At 38.5% G+C, this 15,886-nt stretch carries 16 protein-coding genes and 3 pseudogenes; 10 read left to right on the top strand and 9 right to left on the bottom strand.

The annotated features are described in order from the left end of the window. The first annotated feature begins 36 nt into the window (after positions 1–36). The 5 genes and pseudogenes from groL to B9T25_RS14410 form a co-directional block, all read left to right on the top strand. Positions 37–1,671, top strand: coding sequence for a chaperonin GroEL (gene groL, locus B9T25_RS06045; RefSeq protein ID WP_086187566.1), 1,635 nt, complete (start codon positions 37–39; stop codon positions 1,669–1,671). Positions 1,672–2,756: 1,085 nt separating this feature from the next. Beyond that, positions 2,757–2,882 carry a hypothetical protein gene (locus B9T25_RS14830; RefSeq protein WP_416202351.1) on the top strand — a complete coding sequence of 42 codons (126 nt, stop codon included), beginning with the start codon at positions 2,757–2,759 and terminating at the stop codon, positions 2,880–2,882. Between the two features lie 41 nt (positions 2,883–2,923). Next, positions 2,924–3,400, top strand: a complete 477-nt coding sequence (locus tag B9T25_RS06040) for a hypothetical protein (RefSeq protein ID WP_086187565.1) — start codon at positions 2,924–2,926, stop codon at positions 3,398–3,400. Beyond that, positions 3,360–4,001: pseudogene (locus tag B9T25_RS06035) on the top strand (putative metallopeptidase). Before B9T25_RS06040 ends, B9T25_RS06035 begins: the two are co-directional and overlap by 41 nt. Before the next feature lie 51 nt (positions 4,002–4,052). Continuing rightward, positions 4,053–4,298: pseudogene (locus B9T25_RS14410) on the top strand (DUF2280 domain-containing protein); the annotation flags it as partial. Here B9T25_RS14410 and B9T25_RS14545 read toward each other — a convergent pair. From B9T25_RS14545 to B9T25_RS06015, 3 genes and pseudogenes are all read right to left on the bottom strand, one after another. Further along, positions 4,253–4,441 (bottom strand): annotated as a pseudogene (locus B9T25_RS14545) (Arm DNA-binding domain-containing protein); the annotation flags it as partial. The pseudogenes B9T25_RS14410 and B9T25_RS14545 sit on opposite strands and share 46 nt — an antisense overlap. Positions 4,442–4,687: 246 nt before the next feature. Continuing rightward, positions 4,688–5,446 (bottom strand): copper resistance protein NlpE N-terminal domain-containing protein, encoded by a 759-nt coding sequence (locus B9T25_RS06020; RefSeq protein ID WP_171262734.1) that lies wholly within the window; start codon positions 5,444–5,446, stop codon positions 4,688–4,690. A gap of 172 nt (positions 5,447–5,618) precedes the next feature. Next, complete coding sequence (locus B9T25_RS06015) at positions 5,619–6,107, bottom strand: copper resistance protein NlpE (RefSeq protein ID WP_086187563.1); 489 nt, start codon at positions 6,105–6,107, stop codon at positions 5,619–5,621. 293 nt (positions 6,108–6,400) lie between these two features. On the opposite strand from B9T25_RS06015, the gene B9T25_RS06010 reads away from it, so the two are divergent. Continuing rightward, positions 6,401–6,988 carry a 1-acyl-sn-glycerol-3-phosphate acyltransferase gene (locus B9T25_RS06010; RefSeq protein ID WP_086187562.1) on the top strand — a complete coding sequence of 196 codons (588 nt, stop codon included), beginning with the start codon at positions 6,401–6,403 and terminating at the stop codon, positions 6,986–6,988. Between the two features lie 153 nt (positions 6,989–7,141). Here B9T25_RS06010 and B9T25_RS06005 read toward each other — a convergent pair whose 3' ends face one another. From B9T25_RS06005 to mrdA, 4 genes are all read right to left on the bottom strand, one after another. Continuing rightward, a complete protein-coding gene (locus B9T25_RS06005; protein WP_086187561.1) occupies positions 7,142–7,471 on the bottom strand; it encodes a hypothetical protein in 330 nt (109 codons plus the stop codon). Positions 7,472–7,629: 158 nt separating this feature from the next. Continuing rightward, positions 7,630–8,364: a sulfite exporter TauE/SafE family protein gene (locus tag B9T25_RS06000; protein ID WP_086187560.1), complete on the bottom strand. Its 735-nt coding sequence runs from the start codon at positions 8,362–8,364 to the stop codon at positions 7,630–7,632. Positions 8,365–8,507: 143 nt separating this feature from the next. After that, a complete protein-coding gene (gene rsmD, locus B9T25_RS05995; RefSeq protein ID WP_086187559.1) occupies positions 8,508–9,065 on the bottom strand; it encodes a 16S rRNA (guanine(966)-N(2))-methyltransferase RsmD in 558 nt (185 codons plus the stop codon). A gap of 3 nt (positions 9,066–9,068) precedes the next feature. Next, positions 9,069–11,081, bottom strand: coding sequence for a penicillin-binding protein 2 (mrdA, locus tag B9T25_RS05990; RefSeq protein ID WP_086187732.1), 2,013 nt, complete (start codon positions 11,079–11,081; stop codon positions 9,069–9,071). Between the two features lie 232 nt (positions 11,082–11,313). Between mrdA and B9T25_RS05985 the strand changes: the two genes are divergently transcribed. The 4 genes from B9T25_RS05985 (at position 11,314) to B9T25_RS05970 (ending at position 14,266) form a co-directional block, all read left to right on the top strand. Continuing rightward, on the top strand, positions 11,314–11,832 hold the full coding sequence (locus B9T25_RS05985) for a hypothetical protein (protein ID WP_086187731.1): 519 nt from the start codon (positions 11,314–11,316) through the stop codon (positions 11,830–11,832). A gap of 62 nt (positions 11,833–11,894) precedes the next feature. Beyond that, complete coding sequence (locus B9T25_RS05980) at positions 11,895–13,211, top strand: hypothetical protein (protein ID WP_086187558.1); 1,317 nt, start codon at positions 11,895–11,897, stop codon at positions 13,209–13,211. Positions 13,212–13,327: 116 nt separating this feature from the next. Then, the gene (adk, locus tag B9T25_RS05975) at positions 13,328–13,987 is read left to right on the top strand and encodes an adenylate kinase (protein WP_086187557.1); all 660 of its coding nucleotides are present in this window, start codon (positions 13,328–13,330) and stop codon (positions 13,985–13,987) included. Positions 13,988–14,083: 96 nt separating this feature from the next. After that, a complete protein-coding gene (locus tag B9T25_RS05970) occupies positions 14,084–14,266 on the top strand; it encodes a hypothetical protein (RefSeq protein ID WP_086187730.1) in 183 nt (60 codons plus the stop codon). 2 nt (positions 14,267–14,268) lie between these two features. On the opposite strand, the gene nth is transcribed toward B9T25_RS05970, so the two are convergent. Then, entirely contained in the window at positions 14,269–14,964 is a 696-nt protein-coding gene (nth, locus tag B9T25_RS05965; RefSeq protein ID WP_086187556.1) for an endonuclease III, read from the bottom strand. 1 nt (position 14,965) lies between these two features. Continuing rightward, complete coding sequence (locus B9T25_RS05960; RefSeq protein ID WP_228146862.1) at positions 14,966–15,826, bottom strand: RnfABCDGE type electron transport complex subunit B; 861 nt, start codon at positions 15,824–15,826, stop codon at positions 14,966–14,968. Between the last annotated feature and the right edge of the window lie 60 nt (positions 15,827–15,886).

Here is a 15,886-nt window from a genome sequence, read left to right as displayed (position 1 = left end):
AGATTCTTGAAAAATTAAAAATATTTGGAGTAAGTCATGTCAGCTAAAGACGTAAAATTTGGTGATTCAGCTCGCAGCAAAATGATTGCAGGCGTAAACATACTTGCAGATGCGGTAAAAGTGACTTTAGGCCCTAAAGGTCGTAACGTTGTTATTGATCGTTCTTTTGGTGCACCACACATCACTAAAGATGGTGTAACTGTTGCTAAAGAAATTGTTTTAAAAGACAAATTCGAAAACATGGGTGCTCAACTGGTTCGCGAAGTATCTTCAAAAACCAATGACATCGCAGGTGACGGTACAACGACTGCAACTGTATTGGCGCAAGCTATTTTAAATGAAGGCATCAAGTCTGTAACTGCGGGTATGAACCCAATGGACTTGAAACGTGGTATCGATCTTGCTGTTCGTGCAGTTGTTGAAAATATTAAAGCAACAGCTAAACCAGCTTCAGACACTAAAGCAATTGAACAAGTCGGTTCAATCTCTGCGAACTCTGATACCACTGTGGGCAAACTCATTGCACAAGCAATGGAACGCGTGGGTAAAGAAGGCGTGATCACGGTTGAAGAAGGTTCAGGCTTTGAAGACTCGCTTGACGTTGTTGAAGGTATGCAATTTGACCGTGGTTATATCAGCCCGTACTTTGCAAACAAACAAGAAACATTAACTGCTGAACTTGAAAATCCGTTCATTCTTCTTGTTGATAAAAAAATCGGCAACATTCGTGAATTGATTGCTGTGTTAGAAGCTGTTGCTAAAACGGGTAAACCACTGCTTATTATTGCTGAAGATGTTGAAGGCGAAGCGTTAGCGACGCTTGTTGTCAATAACATGCGCGGCATTATTAAAGTATGTGCGGTTAAAGCGCCTGGTTTTGGTGACCGTCGTAAAGCAATGCTTCAAGATATTGCGATCTTAACTGGCGCAACTGTTATTTCTGAAGAAGTCGGTATGTCTTTAGAAACTGCATCATTACAAGATTTAGGTACAGCGCATAAAGTGACTGTTTCTAAAGAAAATACAGTACTTGTTGATGGCGCTGGTAATGCAGCTCAAATTTCTGAACGTGTTACTCAAATTCGTGCACAAATTGAAGAATCTACGTCAGAATACGACAAAGAAAAACTTCAAGAACGTGTTGCTAAATTAGCAGGCGGTGTTGCAGTCATCAAAATTGGTGCAGCAACAGAAGTTGAAATGAAAGAGAAAAAAGACCGCGTAGACGACGCACTTCATGCAACTCGTGCTGCAGTTGAAGAAGGTGTGGTTGCTGGTGGTGGTGTTGCGCTAGTACGTGCTGCATCTGCACTTGATGGTTTGGTTGGTATCAATGATGACCAAAATGTTGGTATCAACATTCTACGTCGTGCAATTGAAGCGCCTTTACGTCAAATCGTTGCAAATGCGGGTGATGAACCATCTGTCGTGATCAATGCTGTTAAAAATGGTGAAGGTAACTTCGGTTACAACGCTGCGACGGGTGAATATGGCGATATGCTTGAAATGGGTATTCTTGACCCAGCTAAAGTAACGCGTTCTGCACTTGAGCATGCTGCATCTGTTGCTGCTTTAATGTTAACAACTGAATGCATGATCACTGATATCCCAGAAGACAAAGCTGCAATGCCAGATATGGGCGGTATGGGTGGTATGGGCGGTATGATGTAAACTGCTTACTGTGTATTTAAGGTATTGATAATAATTAACTTTATTTGATATGTCTTATATATTACTCACAATTGATTTTGCTGTGTTAAAAAAGGTCGCTATAAGCGACCTTTTTTATTGTTAAATTAAGCTTGCAAGCCATCGCAGTGATCTTCACCTGTATTTGTGATGCAACTAAGAACATAACTATTTAACCAGTAGTTCTTCCGACCATTTTTATAAGCGGAAATTAGGGTAGAGTTTTTCTATACTGGTCGTATAGCGGTTTAACCAACAAAGTTTCCAAAACTCATCATATGATGGGTTTTTTATGGCGGTCTTTTTTTTTCGTAGTGGTTTAAATTGAATACCGCCACTAGATTTATAGCAATGAAAGCTCGGTCATTGATAGGGCTTTTTTATTGTCTGAAATCCGATCCTCAATTTGAGGGTCGGATTTTAATTAGATCGATTTCGTATCAATGAAAATTTTCGAATTCGAAACCTTTAAAAAGGTGGGATTACACCATATTAAACTATTTGGGGATGCTAGATAGCTCGTCTAATGACAATCCCTCTCATATCCCATAATTGAGATTAAGGAGAAAGCTATGATCTATTTCCTTCGTAAATTATTTTGCCTTCATGCTTATGAGTTTGATTACGACCATGAACATGGATATATACAAGAATGCCGTAAATGCGGTAAAGATGATTAAATAGTTCTCTAATTTACCGGACGTATTACGGCACACAAACCCCCTCGCATTCTAGATGTTGAGGGGTTTTTCTTTTCTTATTCGAGGTATCCATGACAGATCGTGTACAAGCTAAAAAGATTTGCAGTTTTGTTGTGATGAACTGATTAAGTATCAGAATTTGAGTCGAACAGGTTTAAGACATAATGAACTGGTCGCTATGGAAAACATTATGATTCGCTTGAAAGAGCAGATTAAGAATTTGCGTACGGTCTTGTATGCGTGATGCCAAGCGATTAGCTGGGTTAGATCACTGTCTTATTTTGAAACTTTTAACTTTCACAAATACAACATTGTTGCAGAAATTATTTGATAACTTTTTAGTTTCCACCATAAGGGATGAAAGCCATGAAATTTTTCACAATACTTGGATTGGTATTATTGGTTGGGTTAACTGCTTGTCAAAAGCGGGATACAGATACTAGTCAGCAAGATAAAACAACGTCACCGCATTCCATGGATCAAGATAAATAAAAAAATCCCGCGATGTGCGGGTTTTTTTATGGGTGAAATTTATGGACGAAAAAGACTATTCCTGTAAAACAAAGAAAAGACCACCCAAAACAAAGCCTCGCACCAAGCCTTTACCTAAAGCTAAAGAAAAATATCTAGAAGCTGAGGAAAATTTTGAGCATACCTTGGATGTTTTCGAAATTAAGTACGAAAAGAAATTCCAGTTTAAATCTACCAAACACTGGCATTTTGACTTCCACCTAATTGAATACAGAATTTTAGTTGAGATTTCTGGTGGGCCTTGGTCAGGTGGTCGGGGCGGAAAGCTTAAAAATAAGGCTTGGAGCTTAGATCGCTATGATGATGCCAAAGAAATGGGTTTTACAGTTGTGCGATTAGAGTCTGCACCATCGTTTAAAGATATTGAGTCAGGGCCATTGCAAATAAAGGCGCACTTGGCATCACAGTGGATGAAGAATTTAAAGAGACAAGTATTTAATGGAACAGATCAGACCATTTCCACCGACGGATCTAATTGACCGTGCAGAAGAGTAAGAAGCTATTTTGCTTGCACCTGCTGTGGATCTAAAAGAATGGGTCATTAAGAATTGGCTCACTATTGGTGGAGAACTTCACAACCCAGATCATGACCATATCGCTGAACTCGTTCACGATGATGAAACCTTTTTGGCATTTGCTTGGGCTTCATCTGCATGTGTTGCCAAAAAACGCATGGTGTTAGGTCAATGTGAAAAAGTGATGTTCAATCAAGGCGGATGGGAGAAGGCCCGACAAGAGCAACAGATGCGAGATTGGTTTGGCTGTGTACCTGTTTATCTCATCACCATTGATGCGAGTTATTGTGAGAATACGACTGATCGTGAATTTTGTCGTCTGATTGAACATGAGCTATATCACATTGGTGTGGAGCGCGATGAAGATGGTGAAATCATTTATAGCGACCATACAGGTTTGCCAAAGCATTACTTGGCTGGTCATGATGTGGAAGTGTTCTTCGGTGAAACAAAACGATGGGGTGCTGACGAGTTAGTAAAACGACTTTTAGAAATTGCCAAGAATGCGCCGTTTGTTTCAGAAACTAATATTGCTGCATGTTGTGGGAACTGTGTAATAGGTTAGCTTCAAAATTTTTACCCACTTTTCTTGATGATTCTTGATGGATGGTGGTTTATGGTAAGGCTTAAAAAAGTAGAAAACGTCTTTATTGTTCGGTCACTTGCACAGTTTATGACACCCACTGAGGTGGTGGCTATCAAGGAGAACTTTAAGATAGATGTATCCCCTCAATAGGTTGAGGTATACGACCCAACGAAAGTGGCTGGTGCTAATTTAGCGCAGGAGCTTATAGATTTATTTAATGAGGCTCGCAAAGAATATGCTAAGCTAATCTCTGGGTATTTCCCGATAGTTAGCATTTTAGGTTTAGTAAGAACGCGATATCTGTATCGCCAGAATTTACCACCAGTAGGTCGTATTTCAATACACAAACCAGAGTGATCTGCCACGCGATAGATTTTTTCTCTGGCTTTTAATTGTTTGATTTTAAGATCGTTTAATATGAGTTGTGAGTAAGGTAGTTTTAAAAAGTGATTACTCACAATGTCACTCACAAAATTCAGTAATGTCATGTGATGCTAGGTTAGACACAGTTATATTAATAAATTTGATAGATCAAGTGGTTACATAGATTGGTTATTTAAGGTCATCAAAGGTTAGTTGATTGTCCAGAATGATGTAATTCATACAGGTCATTCGGTCATAAAAAATCCCCGCATCATGCGGGGATTTTTTTATGACTATTCAAATTATTTAATCTTGATATACGCAGGTGGGTAAGATTCAGGATAAATAAAGGAAATGAGTTCATATTGTGTTTTATTGGCTTGAATGGGAGTAATTTGGCTATTTTTCATTATTGAAATGTGTTCATTATTTTTTTCATCGACCAAAACAATATCGTTGTCGTGTAATTTAAGCGGTCGATCTGAATGGTTATTAATTTCAAAAAGATAAGTTAGTTTGGTATTTTCAACGCTATTTATTTTTATTTTTTCTATTTTCAATAAATCTGCCTGTATATCTACATGTTTCAGTGCATTATTGACTTTAATATTATGTACTTTAGGAATTTGATATTTTTCGAAATTTTCAAATCGGTTTTTATTTTGGTCAAGCAGTTCAATGAGCTGATCATGCAAAGAAATATAACGAGTTTGATAGGTTTTATCTTCGATTAACTGTATTAAATTAGAATTTTGAGCATTGAAATGGAATGTTCCTGAAGATTTTTTCTGTTGTAGTTTTTGCTTAAAGAATTGAACTTCTTTTAGGGTATATGTTTTATTTTGATTTAGTTGTAGCGAAATTAGTTGTTTTTCACAAGAGTGACAAGGAACGAACGCTTTATAATGTCCAAGCCAGTCTGGAGTTTTAGTCTGTATAGATGTTGAGGATTGTTGATTTGGCTTAACATCCTGTTTAATTGAGGATGTATTTGATGATTTCTCACAACTACTTAAAAAGAGTATGGAAAAAAAACCGAGCAGAATCATCATTTTTTTCATAATGAGCATCAAATTATAAAAAAGATTTTTTAAACATAATCATAACTGAACGATCTATCTAGTATAGATGAGCAAAATAAGTCATTTATTTGTAGCAAATCATGATAAATACGTTAGAAAAGTAGCCGAAAAAAGCCATCATTCAGGCTTTTTTCGGCTACAAATAGAGGAATTAGTTAAGCTTTTTCTGTAATTTATAATTAAGTTTGGAGTCGATCGCTTTACCTGTATCCATCTCGCGTGCTTCAACAAAATTTTCACCGACAAAAAATTTACGATTTTCCCCAGCTTTATCTAAACTAATCACAGATGGATTATCCTGATCAAAGCTAAATGTTCCTTTCACTTTAAATTCATTACCTGCTCCTTTACCTAGATATTTTTCTGTGAGTTCATAGGTTTTATCTGCTTTTAATTCAAGTTCTGTGTCAATTCCTTCGCAGTCTGCACATGGGAAAATACCTGTATATTCGCCCGCCCAATCCAGTGAATTTTCGGCTGTGTCACCTATCGGCATTGCAGGTTGGGTCGATGTGGTTTCAGTCGTTTGTGTTGTCGTATTTTCAGGTGCTTTGTTGGTCTCTTGGGTATCTGTGTTTGGTTTTGTGCATGCACTTAAAGCTAATGTAGTCAGAGATAGGATGAATATTATTTTTTTCACGAGGTGATTCCTAATATGTTTCAATGTAACTGTTAAAACTACGAAAAAAATGAAGTTTATTAAATAGAGATATTGTTATGCTTTGTTATTCTATACATGGATTTTGATCGATTCCGCTTTTATAGTTTTTAAAATAAGGTCATGATTTTATTCATGAAGATAAATTTTGAAAAATAATGAATCAATTATTTATACATTTATATATTAATTGGTGGTTTTTTAGCCATATTGCGCTTTCATATTTTAGTGGCGTTGTTAAAATCTGCACACTTTCTTAAGTGTGGTGTTTTTAGGTGTTCGAAAAATTAGCTGAACAAAGTTTAGAAATGATGGGATGGGAACTTGATAATCATTGGCCGGTTGATTTAGATCAATGTGTCATGATTGCAGCACCACACACCAGTAATTGGGATGCCTTATACGCACGTTTAGCCCTCAAAGCTTTAGGGGTGAATGTCCGTTTAACCATTAAAGATAGTTATATGAAACTGCCATTTGGTCCATTTGTAAGAGCGATGGGCGGAATAGGCATAGACCGCACGCCAAAAAATGCAGGTGAGCCTCGTCTCAGTATGGTTCAGGTCATGACGGATTTGTTTAAACATCATCCAAAGTTGGTGATGTTGGTGACACCTGAAGCGACACGTGCCAAACAAGAACAATGGAAAACTGGGTTTTATCACGTTGCTATTAGTGCAGGCGTTCCTATTGCTTTGGCTTATATGGATTATGCGAAGAAGAAAACTGGCGTAGGGAAAATTGTATATCCTACAGGAGATTATGAGAAAGACATGGCTGAAATTATGGATTTCTATGCTCAAATTAATCCTAAATTTCCAGAAAAATTTAGCGTTGATACACGTTATTGTAGTGAATCATAATGTTTAAAAAGACAGGGGATTATCCCTGTCTGACTTTAAAGTGCGGCTAAGATTAACCCAGCATAAAATGCTTAGCTAGACGTTTTATAATTTGATCATTTTTAATAAAAAATAAAATTTCATCTCATTAATCAATTTATTTTGATCAATTTCTTATTCAGTAAATATAGGTTCAATACCGCCTAAATTCTGGCAAGCTGCTTTGTAAATGACATATTGTTGCTCAATGATATCGGTTAAAGGCAAGTCAAATAATGGTTCACCATCTTGATAACTTTGCACATATGACGCGGCTTTTTGGCGGCTAGAGGCTAAAGATTGTTCGTAATAATTGGTCATAGAACTATGTGTCATTTGTGCATGTTCAATTTTATTACATTGAAAATGTGTGAGCATTTTTTCAGCAAGTTTGACTTCGCGTGATGCACCGAAGGAGCAAGCAGTAAGAAGAATAACCCCTGCTAACAAAATCAAGGTTTTCATTTTTAAAACGACTGGTGAGGGGGATCCGATATTGTATAAAGTTTTCTTTAAAATAAATGCTCAATCGCATATTGAATGGATGTTTTTTGATTAAATGAAATTGGGATTAATCGTGCAATTTATTATAAGACAATAAACCTCACAATTAAGTCTGAAAGTTAGAGTAGGCTACTGATCATTAGGAAACAACCTGATGAAAATAAAAGGCTTAAAACAATATGTTTAAATTGTTTTTCTGAAATTTTATAGAATAATTTTGCCCCTAAAATTGCAGGAAAACTGACAAAAATAAGCAAAATGAGCATATACGGTAGTAGTTGTATATCCAGAGTGCCTTGGACTAAATATGCGAGTAAGGTAAAGAGCTGAATGCCAAAATTGAAATGGCGTAAAATATAACGCTGTTCTTGTTTAGATAAATTTTTGAGCATGACCCACGTGGAAGGTAGTGAACCACAAAATCCCCCTAAGCCACCCAATATTCCACCGATAAATCCAACCCAACTATCTGCAAATTTTCCTGCTTGTTGCAGGCGTGGAAATTGTGGATTGAAAAACATAATCGGGCACCACAAAATTAAAAATAAGCCTAAAACTAATTTAAAGGTATCGGGTTGAATGATGTGGAGTAAGTAACTGCCTAAAGGAACGCCAATCATACCCGCGATTAAATAAGGTAAAACCAGTGATTTATTCAGATGAACTTGTTTCTGTTCATTAGATAAAGAAATGATATGGCTCCATACCGAAGCAAACACCACTAAAGGGGCGGCAGTCTGAGGAGAGAGTACCCATACCCAAAAAGACATAGCAATTAAGGCGAAGGCAAAACCTGTAAGTCCTTGTACAAAACCAGCGACTATTGCACCAAGAATAAATAACAGCCAAGTCATAGTAATGCGTACAAAAGGAAAGTGAGTAGTATTCTAAAGATAAGTGAAAAAGCCAAGTCTATATTTAGCTGTATTTATGCAAATCAAAGTAGGAATTTTAATAAAAAGGATTCCATAGCGGAACCCTTTTTGGTTGGATTTAATTAAGCTGTTGTTTTTTGATATAGCCCTGAGCGCACTGTTCCAGCTTTGGTTTGTTTGATTTGTTGCCAAGACGATGGCAGTTTTAACTGGGTTAAGTCACGATCTGCTTCGACATAAATGAAACCTTTATCTTTAATTAAAGGGTCTGCAAGTTGCGCAAGTTCTTGCCACAAATCCAAACTATAAGGTGGGTCTAAAAAGACCAAATCAAATTGCTCTTTGAGCGTAGGCAGGGTTTGTTGCGCCGTTGCAATTTTTAATTTTGCACGTTGATTAGTAACTTTAAGCAACTGTAAATTGTCGGTTAAAAATGTGGCTTGATTGCGATTTGGTTCAATCATGATGACATGTGCTGCACCACGTGACAATGCTTCAAAACTTAATGCGCCAGAGCCAGCACAAAGATCTAAGACATGAGTATTTTGAATATCCCACATTAACCAGTTGAACAAAGTTTCACGTACACGGTCAGGTGTAGGACGTAAACCATCCACACTGGCAAAAGGAAGTTGGCGGCGTTTCCATTCACCGCCAATAATGCGGAGTTGATTTTTCATAGATCATTCACCCTGTACTTGTTGTGGGCTGGTTAATGCTGGCGTTTGAGTTGCGGCTTGAGGTGGATTCGGATGGGCAGAAGAAGCACCTGTCACAGGTGTTGTACCACTTGGTAATTCACCGGGTTTAATTCCTGCTGTCATTAAGCCACCGCTAATTTGATGCGCTGCTGGACGGATTGGATTTTTCTCACGTTTAAGTAGCCAATAATCAAGAATAGGACGGGCTAATTGTGCTGCCGAACCACCATGACGACCATTTTCCCAAACCACAGCAATGGCAATTTCAGGATTTTCAGCTGGTGCAAAACCGACAAATAAACCATGATCCAGTTGACGCTCAGTCAATAATGATTCGTTATATCTCTTACCTTGGGCAATACTTTTAACCTGAGCAGTTCCTGTTTTACCTGCAATTTTATACATTGGGGTACGGATACGACGCCCAGTGCCCGTTTCAATGACATCGACCATTGCATCTCGCATTTTAATCCAGTCTTCAGGTTTACCATTAAACTGAATTTCCCCATCTGGTGCATTAATGGGGGTATATGGTTTTGCACCATGACTTTCACGTAGTACATGTGGGGTAATGTGTGAGCCTTGATTTGCTGTAATTGCGGTTGCCATTGCCAACTGTAACGGTGTAGCCGTAAATGCACCTTGACCAATACTCACGGAAATGGTTTCACCTTTCAGCCATTTGCTTTTACGGGTTCGCATTTTCCAATCGGGGCTTGGATATAGACCTGTACTTTCACTCGGTAAATCGACACCTGTTTTTTCACCAAAACCAAACTGTCGCATCCATGCGTTCATTTTTTCAATGCCCATACGGTAAGACAGAATGTAGAAATAAGTATCGCAAGACACCACTTGGGCTTTATGCATATTTACCGCGCCATGACCTGTTTTTTTATGGTCACGGAAACGATGGCTGTCACCTGGTAATGTAAAATAACCGGGGTCAGAAATAGCCGTCGCCCAATCGACATATCCATAATGAATCCCACCTAAACCAAACATCGGTTTAATGGTTGAACCAGGAGGATAGGCACCTTGAACAGCACGGTTATAAAGCGGTTGGTCTAGGTTGTCTCGTAACGCACTGTAATTGGTAGTACTAATGCCGGTGACAAATAAATTGGGATTAAAACTTGGGCTAGACACCAGTGCTAGAATTTCACCTGTTTTGGGGTTTAGTGCCACAATTGCACCCCGTCGCCCAGCAAGTTGTTCTGTCGCGACCACTTGTAAGCCATAATCAATCGACAGATATAAGTCATTGCCACGAACGGGATCTTTACGTCCTAAATTACGCAGTACATTGCCGTGGGCATCTGCTTCGACAGATTCATTGCCGGGTACACCATGTAAAAGTTTTTCATAAGATTTTTCAGCCCCAATTTTGCCAATTAAGTTGGTGCCTGCATATAAATCTTTATCAATTGATTTTAATTCTTTGTCATTAATACGCCCTACATAACCAATCACATGAGCAAATAATTCGCCATGTGGATAGTAGCGCGTCATTTGGGTTTCTATATTGACCCCAGGGAACTGGAATTTGACTTCACTAAATTTAGCGATATCCGTTTCAGTTAAATTGAGTTTAAGCGAAACACGTTCTGTCTTTTTTGAGGTTTTAATTCGACTGCTAAAACGGTCTATATCTTCTTGCGTCAAGCTTAAAATTGGAATTAAGCGTTGGACCATTTCATCAATATCTTTAACATCTGCACGAGACATAGTTGCTGAAAAGACAGGGTAATTGTCGGCGAGCAAAATACCATTACGGTCATAAATGTAGCCACGTGCTGGTGCTAAAGGTTGCAAGCGAATTCGATTTTGGTCCGATGCTGTTGAAAATTCATCATAATGTGAAATTTGCAAATAAGCATAACGAACAATCAGTAATAATAGAAAGAAGGCAACAATCCCGGCCGAGATAAAGATTCGATTGCGATAAATGCGCTTTTCTTGTTGAGCATTTTTTAAAGGAAAGTGCTGCTTCATACGTGATCGACTTAACATACAGGAGAGTGGAAAAACCAGAGGCATATTCTAACGCATGTCATCATTTTTTGATATTTGTTCAGGTAAACAGTTGGGCTTGTTTAGCTTAAACTTTGACTTTACAGACATTAAAATTGTAAAGTGCAGTATATAAGAGTTCTCATAATTCTGCTAAAGTCAAAATTGAAAAAGGACTGTATTAAAAATAAAATTAGGGACCACGATGAAAAAAATGACAAAAATGTATCCTTTATTGGCATTTTTTGCGCTAACCAATGTAGCGTATGCACAAGATAATCCATATTTACCAGAAGCTAAATTAACACCAGACAGTGCAAAAACATGGAATTTAGGGGCAGGATTTACACAAGAAATGCTTCATATGAATGTAGAGTGGGTAAATCCTTATGGGATTGCCTATACTAAAGCAGGTGTGTTTATCGATGATGATTATACTGTGGGTGGTCAGGTCGGATTTCGCTATCCTTATCACCTCACAGGTAAAGATAAGAATGGCTATTATATTGGTGTCTATGCTGGACATATTGAAAGTAAGAGCGTAGACAATGAAGATAAAGCACGATTAGGTGCTGGGGTTGATTTAGCCTATGTATTATTAAGTCCTGAACGGATTAGTACTTTTAGTGTAGGGATTGGTGCGGGTGAAGAGTTAGAGGATAAATCTGGTTATGTCGTTGCTGAAACAGAGCCGAGAATACAATTCTCCTATACCCTAAGTATTGGTTTATAGTAAAAAAATGATTTTATAACAGTTGTTATTTTGTGATTAAAAATTAAATATGGATTCTATGCATGCTTGAGTACGTCAACGAATTGTGGCAAACCTTCTTGAATCGTCCTGATTTTTGGGCAGTACTTAGCATTATTCCTGTCACGGCTTTTGTTACTTGGGCGCACGTGTGGATGGCGCTTAAAATGGTATTTTATCCGCTTACTTTTTGGGGATTCCATTTAGGTCCATTACCTGTGGGTTGGCAAGGAATTGTGCCACGTAAAGCGGGCCGTATTTCAGGAATTATTACTGATAACACTTTATCTAAACTTGGTTCATTGCGCGAATTTTTAGATGCAATGGATCCTGACGATATGGCGCGTATTATTGGTGAACAAGTCGGTTTGGAACTTGAACACTTAATTGATGAAACGATGCTTGAGCGTAATGCGGTACTCTGGGAAAATTTACCTTATTCGATTAAACGTCGTATTTATGCCCAAGCACATAAACAATTGCCGGGTATTTTAAGAGAACTTGTGACTGAGTTGACCATGAACGTCGAGTCACTTGTTGATATGCGTGAAATGGTGGTTCGCCAAATGGAAGGTGATCGCCGTTTAATGGTCAATATGTTTCTGAAAGTCGGTCAGAAAGAGATCAACTTTATTTGGCATATTAGTGCACTCATTGGCATGTTCTTTGGTGTATTCCAAATGATTGTTTGGTTTGTTGTACCATGGCATTGGACCGTACCATTTTGGGCATCTATCTGGGGCTTTTTGACCAACTGGATTGCGATCTGGATGGTGTTTAATCCACTCGAACCGCATTATGTACGGTATCCACAATTCTTTGAATTAACTAAAGATCGTAAGTTTCCGTGGGTAAAACCTGTGATTCCACGTATTGGCACATACAATGTCCAAGGCGCGTTTATGAAACGTCAGGATGAAGTATCCGATGTCTTTGCGCGAGTAGTCACAGAAGACCTAATTACGTTAAAATCAATTATGACGGAAATGATGTATGGCGGGAAGAAAGATAAAACTCGCCGTCTTGTTAAACGCCATATTAACCAAATTATGGAAACACCGCTGGTGAGAACCTCTTTACAACTCTCTTTAGGGCCAAAAGAGTATGCAAAACTCAAGACAGACTTGATCGATCGCTCAATTGAAATTACGATGGTGCCTGTATGCGACCCTGCGTTTAATGCGAGCCGTGCACAGAAAATCTATCAAATGTTTAGAGAGCGTATTCTAGAGTTGACGCCAAGAGAGTTTCAAAATTTATTACGTCCTGCTTTTCAGGAAGATGAGTGGATTTTGATTGTACTGGGTGGCGTAACTGGATTTATAGCAGGTACAATACATTTGTTTGTGGCTTTCTTATAATACATTTGTTTGTGGCTTTCTTATAATTAGATTAATTGGATGCTGGACTACATGGTGAATCAATAGATTTGGCATGAACAAAGCGTCATATACATGTTAAATGAGGATGTTTTTTTATGCGCATTATATTACTCGGACCACCTGGAGCAGGTAAAGGTACACAAGCTCAGTTGATCTGTAAGCGCTACGATATCCCACAAATTTCAACCGGTGATATGCTCCGTGCTGCAATTCGTGAAGGTACTGAATTAGGTCTACAAGCTAAAAGTGTCATGGACAACGGCGGTCTTGTATCTGATGAACTCATCATTGGTTTGGTGAAAGAACGTATTGCTCAACCTGATTGCGTAAACGGCTGCATTTTCGATGGTTTCCCACGTACAATTCCACAAGCTGAAGCTTTGGAAGGCGAAGGTATTGCGATCGATCACGTGATTGAAATTGATGTGCCAGATGAAGAAATAGTTCAACGTCTTTCTGGTCGTCGTCAACATGCAGCATCTGGTCGTATTTATCATCTTGTTTACAATCCACCAAAAGTGGAAGGTAAAGATGATGAAACTGGTGAAGATTTGGTTCAACGTCCAGATGACCAAGAAGCAACGATTCGTAAACGTCTTGGTTCATATCACACTGAAACTGAACAATTGGTTGGTTTCTACCAAGCTCGTGCAGCATCTGGTGAAAATGCGCCGACTTATGATAAATTGAATGGTCTTCGTCCAATTGATGAAGTTCAAGCAGATTTGTTCGCGATTTTAGATCAAGCAAAATAATTTATATGCCATAGCACTGTGAATGTTTTGACATTAAAAGAGTCCTAAGTCATATTAGGACTCTTTTAATTTGTGCAAAATTTTGAGGATGTTCTCTTGCTGAAAATAGGCTTAATTGTACTGGTCATTGTATTTTGTCTTATTGTATTGGCTTTAATGGTGCAGAGTTTTAAAGCTTTACGTCACGTGCAAAAGCAAGAAGCGGCAGAAAAGAAAAACAACCAATCAGCGCGTCAACTACATCCGAAATTGCAACAGAAAAATAAGGATCAAAACTAAATTCAGTTTTGATCTTGCAGCATTTTTACTGGAATGCTTTTAGCTGCGCCAAATTCAAAGCGCTCTGGCCACTGACAGACATCAGATACCACACATTCATTGCACTTGGGCTTACGGGCAATACAACAATAACGACCGTGTAAAATTAGCCAATGGTGTGCATCTAGCATAAACTCTTTAGGAATCACTTTAAGCAGTCGCTGTTCAACTTCGATCACATTTTTCCCCACAGCCAGTCCAGTACGGTTACCTAAACGGAAAATATGGGTATCGACCGCCATGGTTGCTTGTCCAAAGGCAGTATTGAGCACCACATTCGCTGTTTTACGCCCCACACCGGGTAATGCTTCTAAGTCGGCACGATTATTGGGAACGATGCTGTTATGCATCTCGATCAATATCTTACATGCTTTAATCACATTTTCAGCTTTAGCATTGTATAAGCCAATGGTCTTAATATATTGCTTTAATCCATCGACCCCTAATTCATAGATGGCTTCAGGTGTATTGGCAATCGGAAATAGCTTGTCAGTGGCTTTGTTTACACTGACATCGGTGGCTTGTGCAGAAAGGGTAACTGCGACTAATAGCTCAAAAGGACTGGAATAATTCAGTTCAGTTTTCGGGTTAGGTCTTTGCTCACGTAATCGTTCAAAAAATACCTGAATTTGTTTTTTAGTCATATTCTTTACAGGCATTTTACATTCCTTGACAAGCATTGAGCTGTTGGTTGAGTTCATCTAAGAGCAGACGTTTTTTTACATCATCGCGAACGCTGAGTTGTTTTTCTAATTTTTTAATTTGTGTACGAATTTTTGCTAGATCAATGGTTGATTTTGCATCTAATTGAACCGTGGCTTTATCTTCAATTTGTATAATAAATATGTCGGGAACGCTGTCATTTTGAGCTGAGAATTGAGCAAATAATGCAGTATCAATATTGGCACGTACTACAGGGCCTTTACGGTTGATATGTCGTTGTTCTTCGCGTTGAATATGTGAGTAATAACGATTGCGTAAGTCCTTTTGTTCGATAATACGCAGAGTCTCATTCGGTATGATGTGATCATCTTCAATCAAATCAATGCAGTCGACAGGACACGGTGGAATGCAAAGTTCACAACCTGTGCAGAGATCGGTCAAAATGCTGTGCATGAGTTTACCTGAGCCGATAATGGCATCGACAGGGCAGGCACTAATACATTTGGTACACCCAATACAGTCATCTTCACGAATAATCGCTTTCATGCGTTGTGGACGACCATCGCTTTGAATAGGCCAAATACTTTCTTCGGCTGGTAAGTGTGGTCGTTTAAGCAGTGCTGCAAGTGCATCAGCGACAGGTTGACCTCCGGGGACACATTTATTGGCTTCTTCACCTTCTGCAATGGATTTGGCATAAGGTAGGCATCCATCCCGATGGCCACATAAACCACATTGGGTTTGAGGGAGTAAGGCATCAATATTTTGGATGAGAGCAATTTGAGAATTCATGTGTAAACCACAACTGCTAAAGAAATAGCAGCATACAAAAAAGAGGGTTAAAGCGAGATATGTGATTTTAGCATGATTTTATTGTTTAATCTCTTGCTCGAAAATGGAGCTTTGAGTGCATTATTA

It is taken from the genome of Acinetobacter sp. ANC 4470, assembly GCF_002135335.1.
In the GTDB taxonomy this organism is placed as follows: domain Bacteria; phylum Pseudomonadota; class Gammaproteobacteria; order Pseudomonadales; family Moraxellaceae; genus Acinetobacter.
The sequence above is the reverse complement of the archived record's forward strand: the minus strand, read 5'-3'. Positions and strand labels throughout refer to the sequence as shown.

Coding starts and splice junctions, on each gene's coding strand:
- B9T25_RS06040 (WP_086187565.1), top strand. CDS start 2,924: ATGGACGAAAAAGACTATTCCTGTAAAACAAAGAAAAGACCACCCAAA.
- groL (WP_086187566.1), top strand. CDS start 37: ATGTCAGCTAAAGACGTAAAATTTGGTGATTCAGCTCGCAGCAAAATG.
- B9T25_RS14830 (WP_416202351.1), top strand. CDS start 2,757: ATGAAATTTTTCACAATACTTGGATTGGTATTATTGGTTGGGTTAACT.
- B9T25_RS06000 (WP_086187560.1), bottom strand. CDS start 8,364: ATGACTTGGCTGTTATTTATTCTTGGTGCAATAGTCGCTGGTTTTGTA.
- adk (WP_086187557.1), top strand. CDS start 13,328: ATGCGCATTATATTACTCGGACCACCTGGAGCAGGTAAAGGTACACAA.
- rsmD (WP_086187559.1), bottom strand. CDS start 9,065: ATGAAAAATCAACTCCGCATTATTGGCGGTGAATGGAAACGCCGCCAA.
- B9T25_RS05985 (WP_086187731.1), top strand. CDS start 11,314: ATGACAAAAATGTATCCTTTATTGGCATTTTTTGCGCTAACCAATGTA.
- B9T25_RS06020 (WP_171262734.1), bottom strand. CDS start 5,446: ATGAAAAAAATGATGATTCTGCTCGGTTTTTTTTCCATACTCTTTTTA.
- B9T25_RS06005 (WP_086187561.1), bottom strand. CDS start 7,471: ATGAAAACCTTGATTTTGTTAGCAGGGGTTATTCTTCTTACTGCTTGC.
- B9T25_RS05980 (WP_086187558.1), top strand. CDS start 11,895: ATGCTTGAGTACGTCAACGAATTGTGGCAAACCTTCTTGAATCGTCCT.
- mrdA (WP_086187732.1), bottom strand. CDS start 11,081: ATGAAGCAGCACTTTCCTTTAAAAAATGCTCAACAAGAAAAGCGCATT.
- nth (WP_086187556.1), bottom strand. CDS start 14,964: ATGCCTGTAAAGAATATGACTAAAAAACAAATTCAGGTATTTTTTGAA.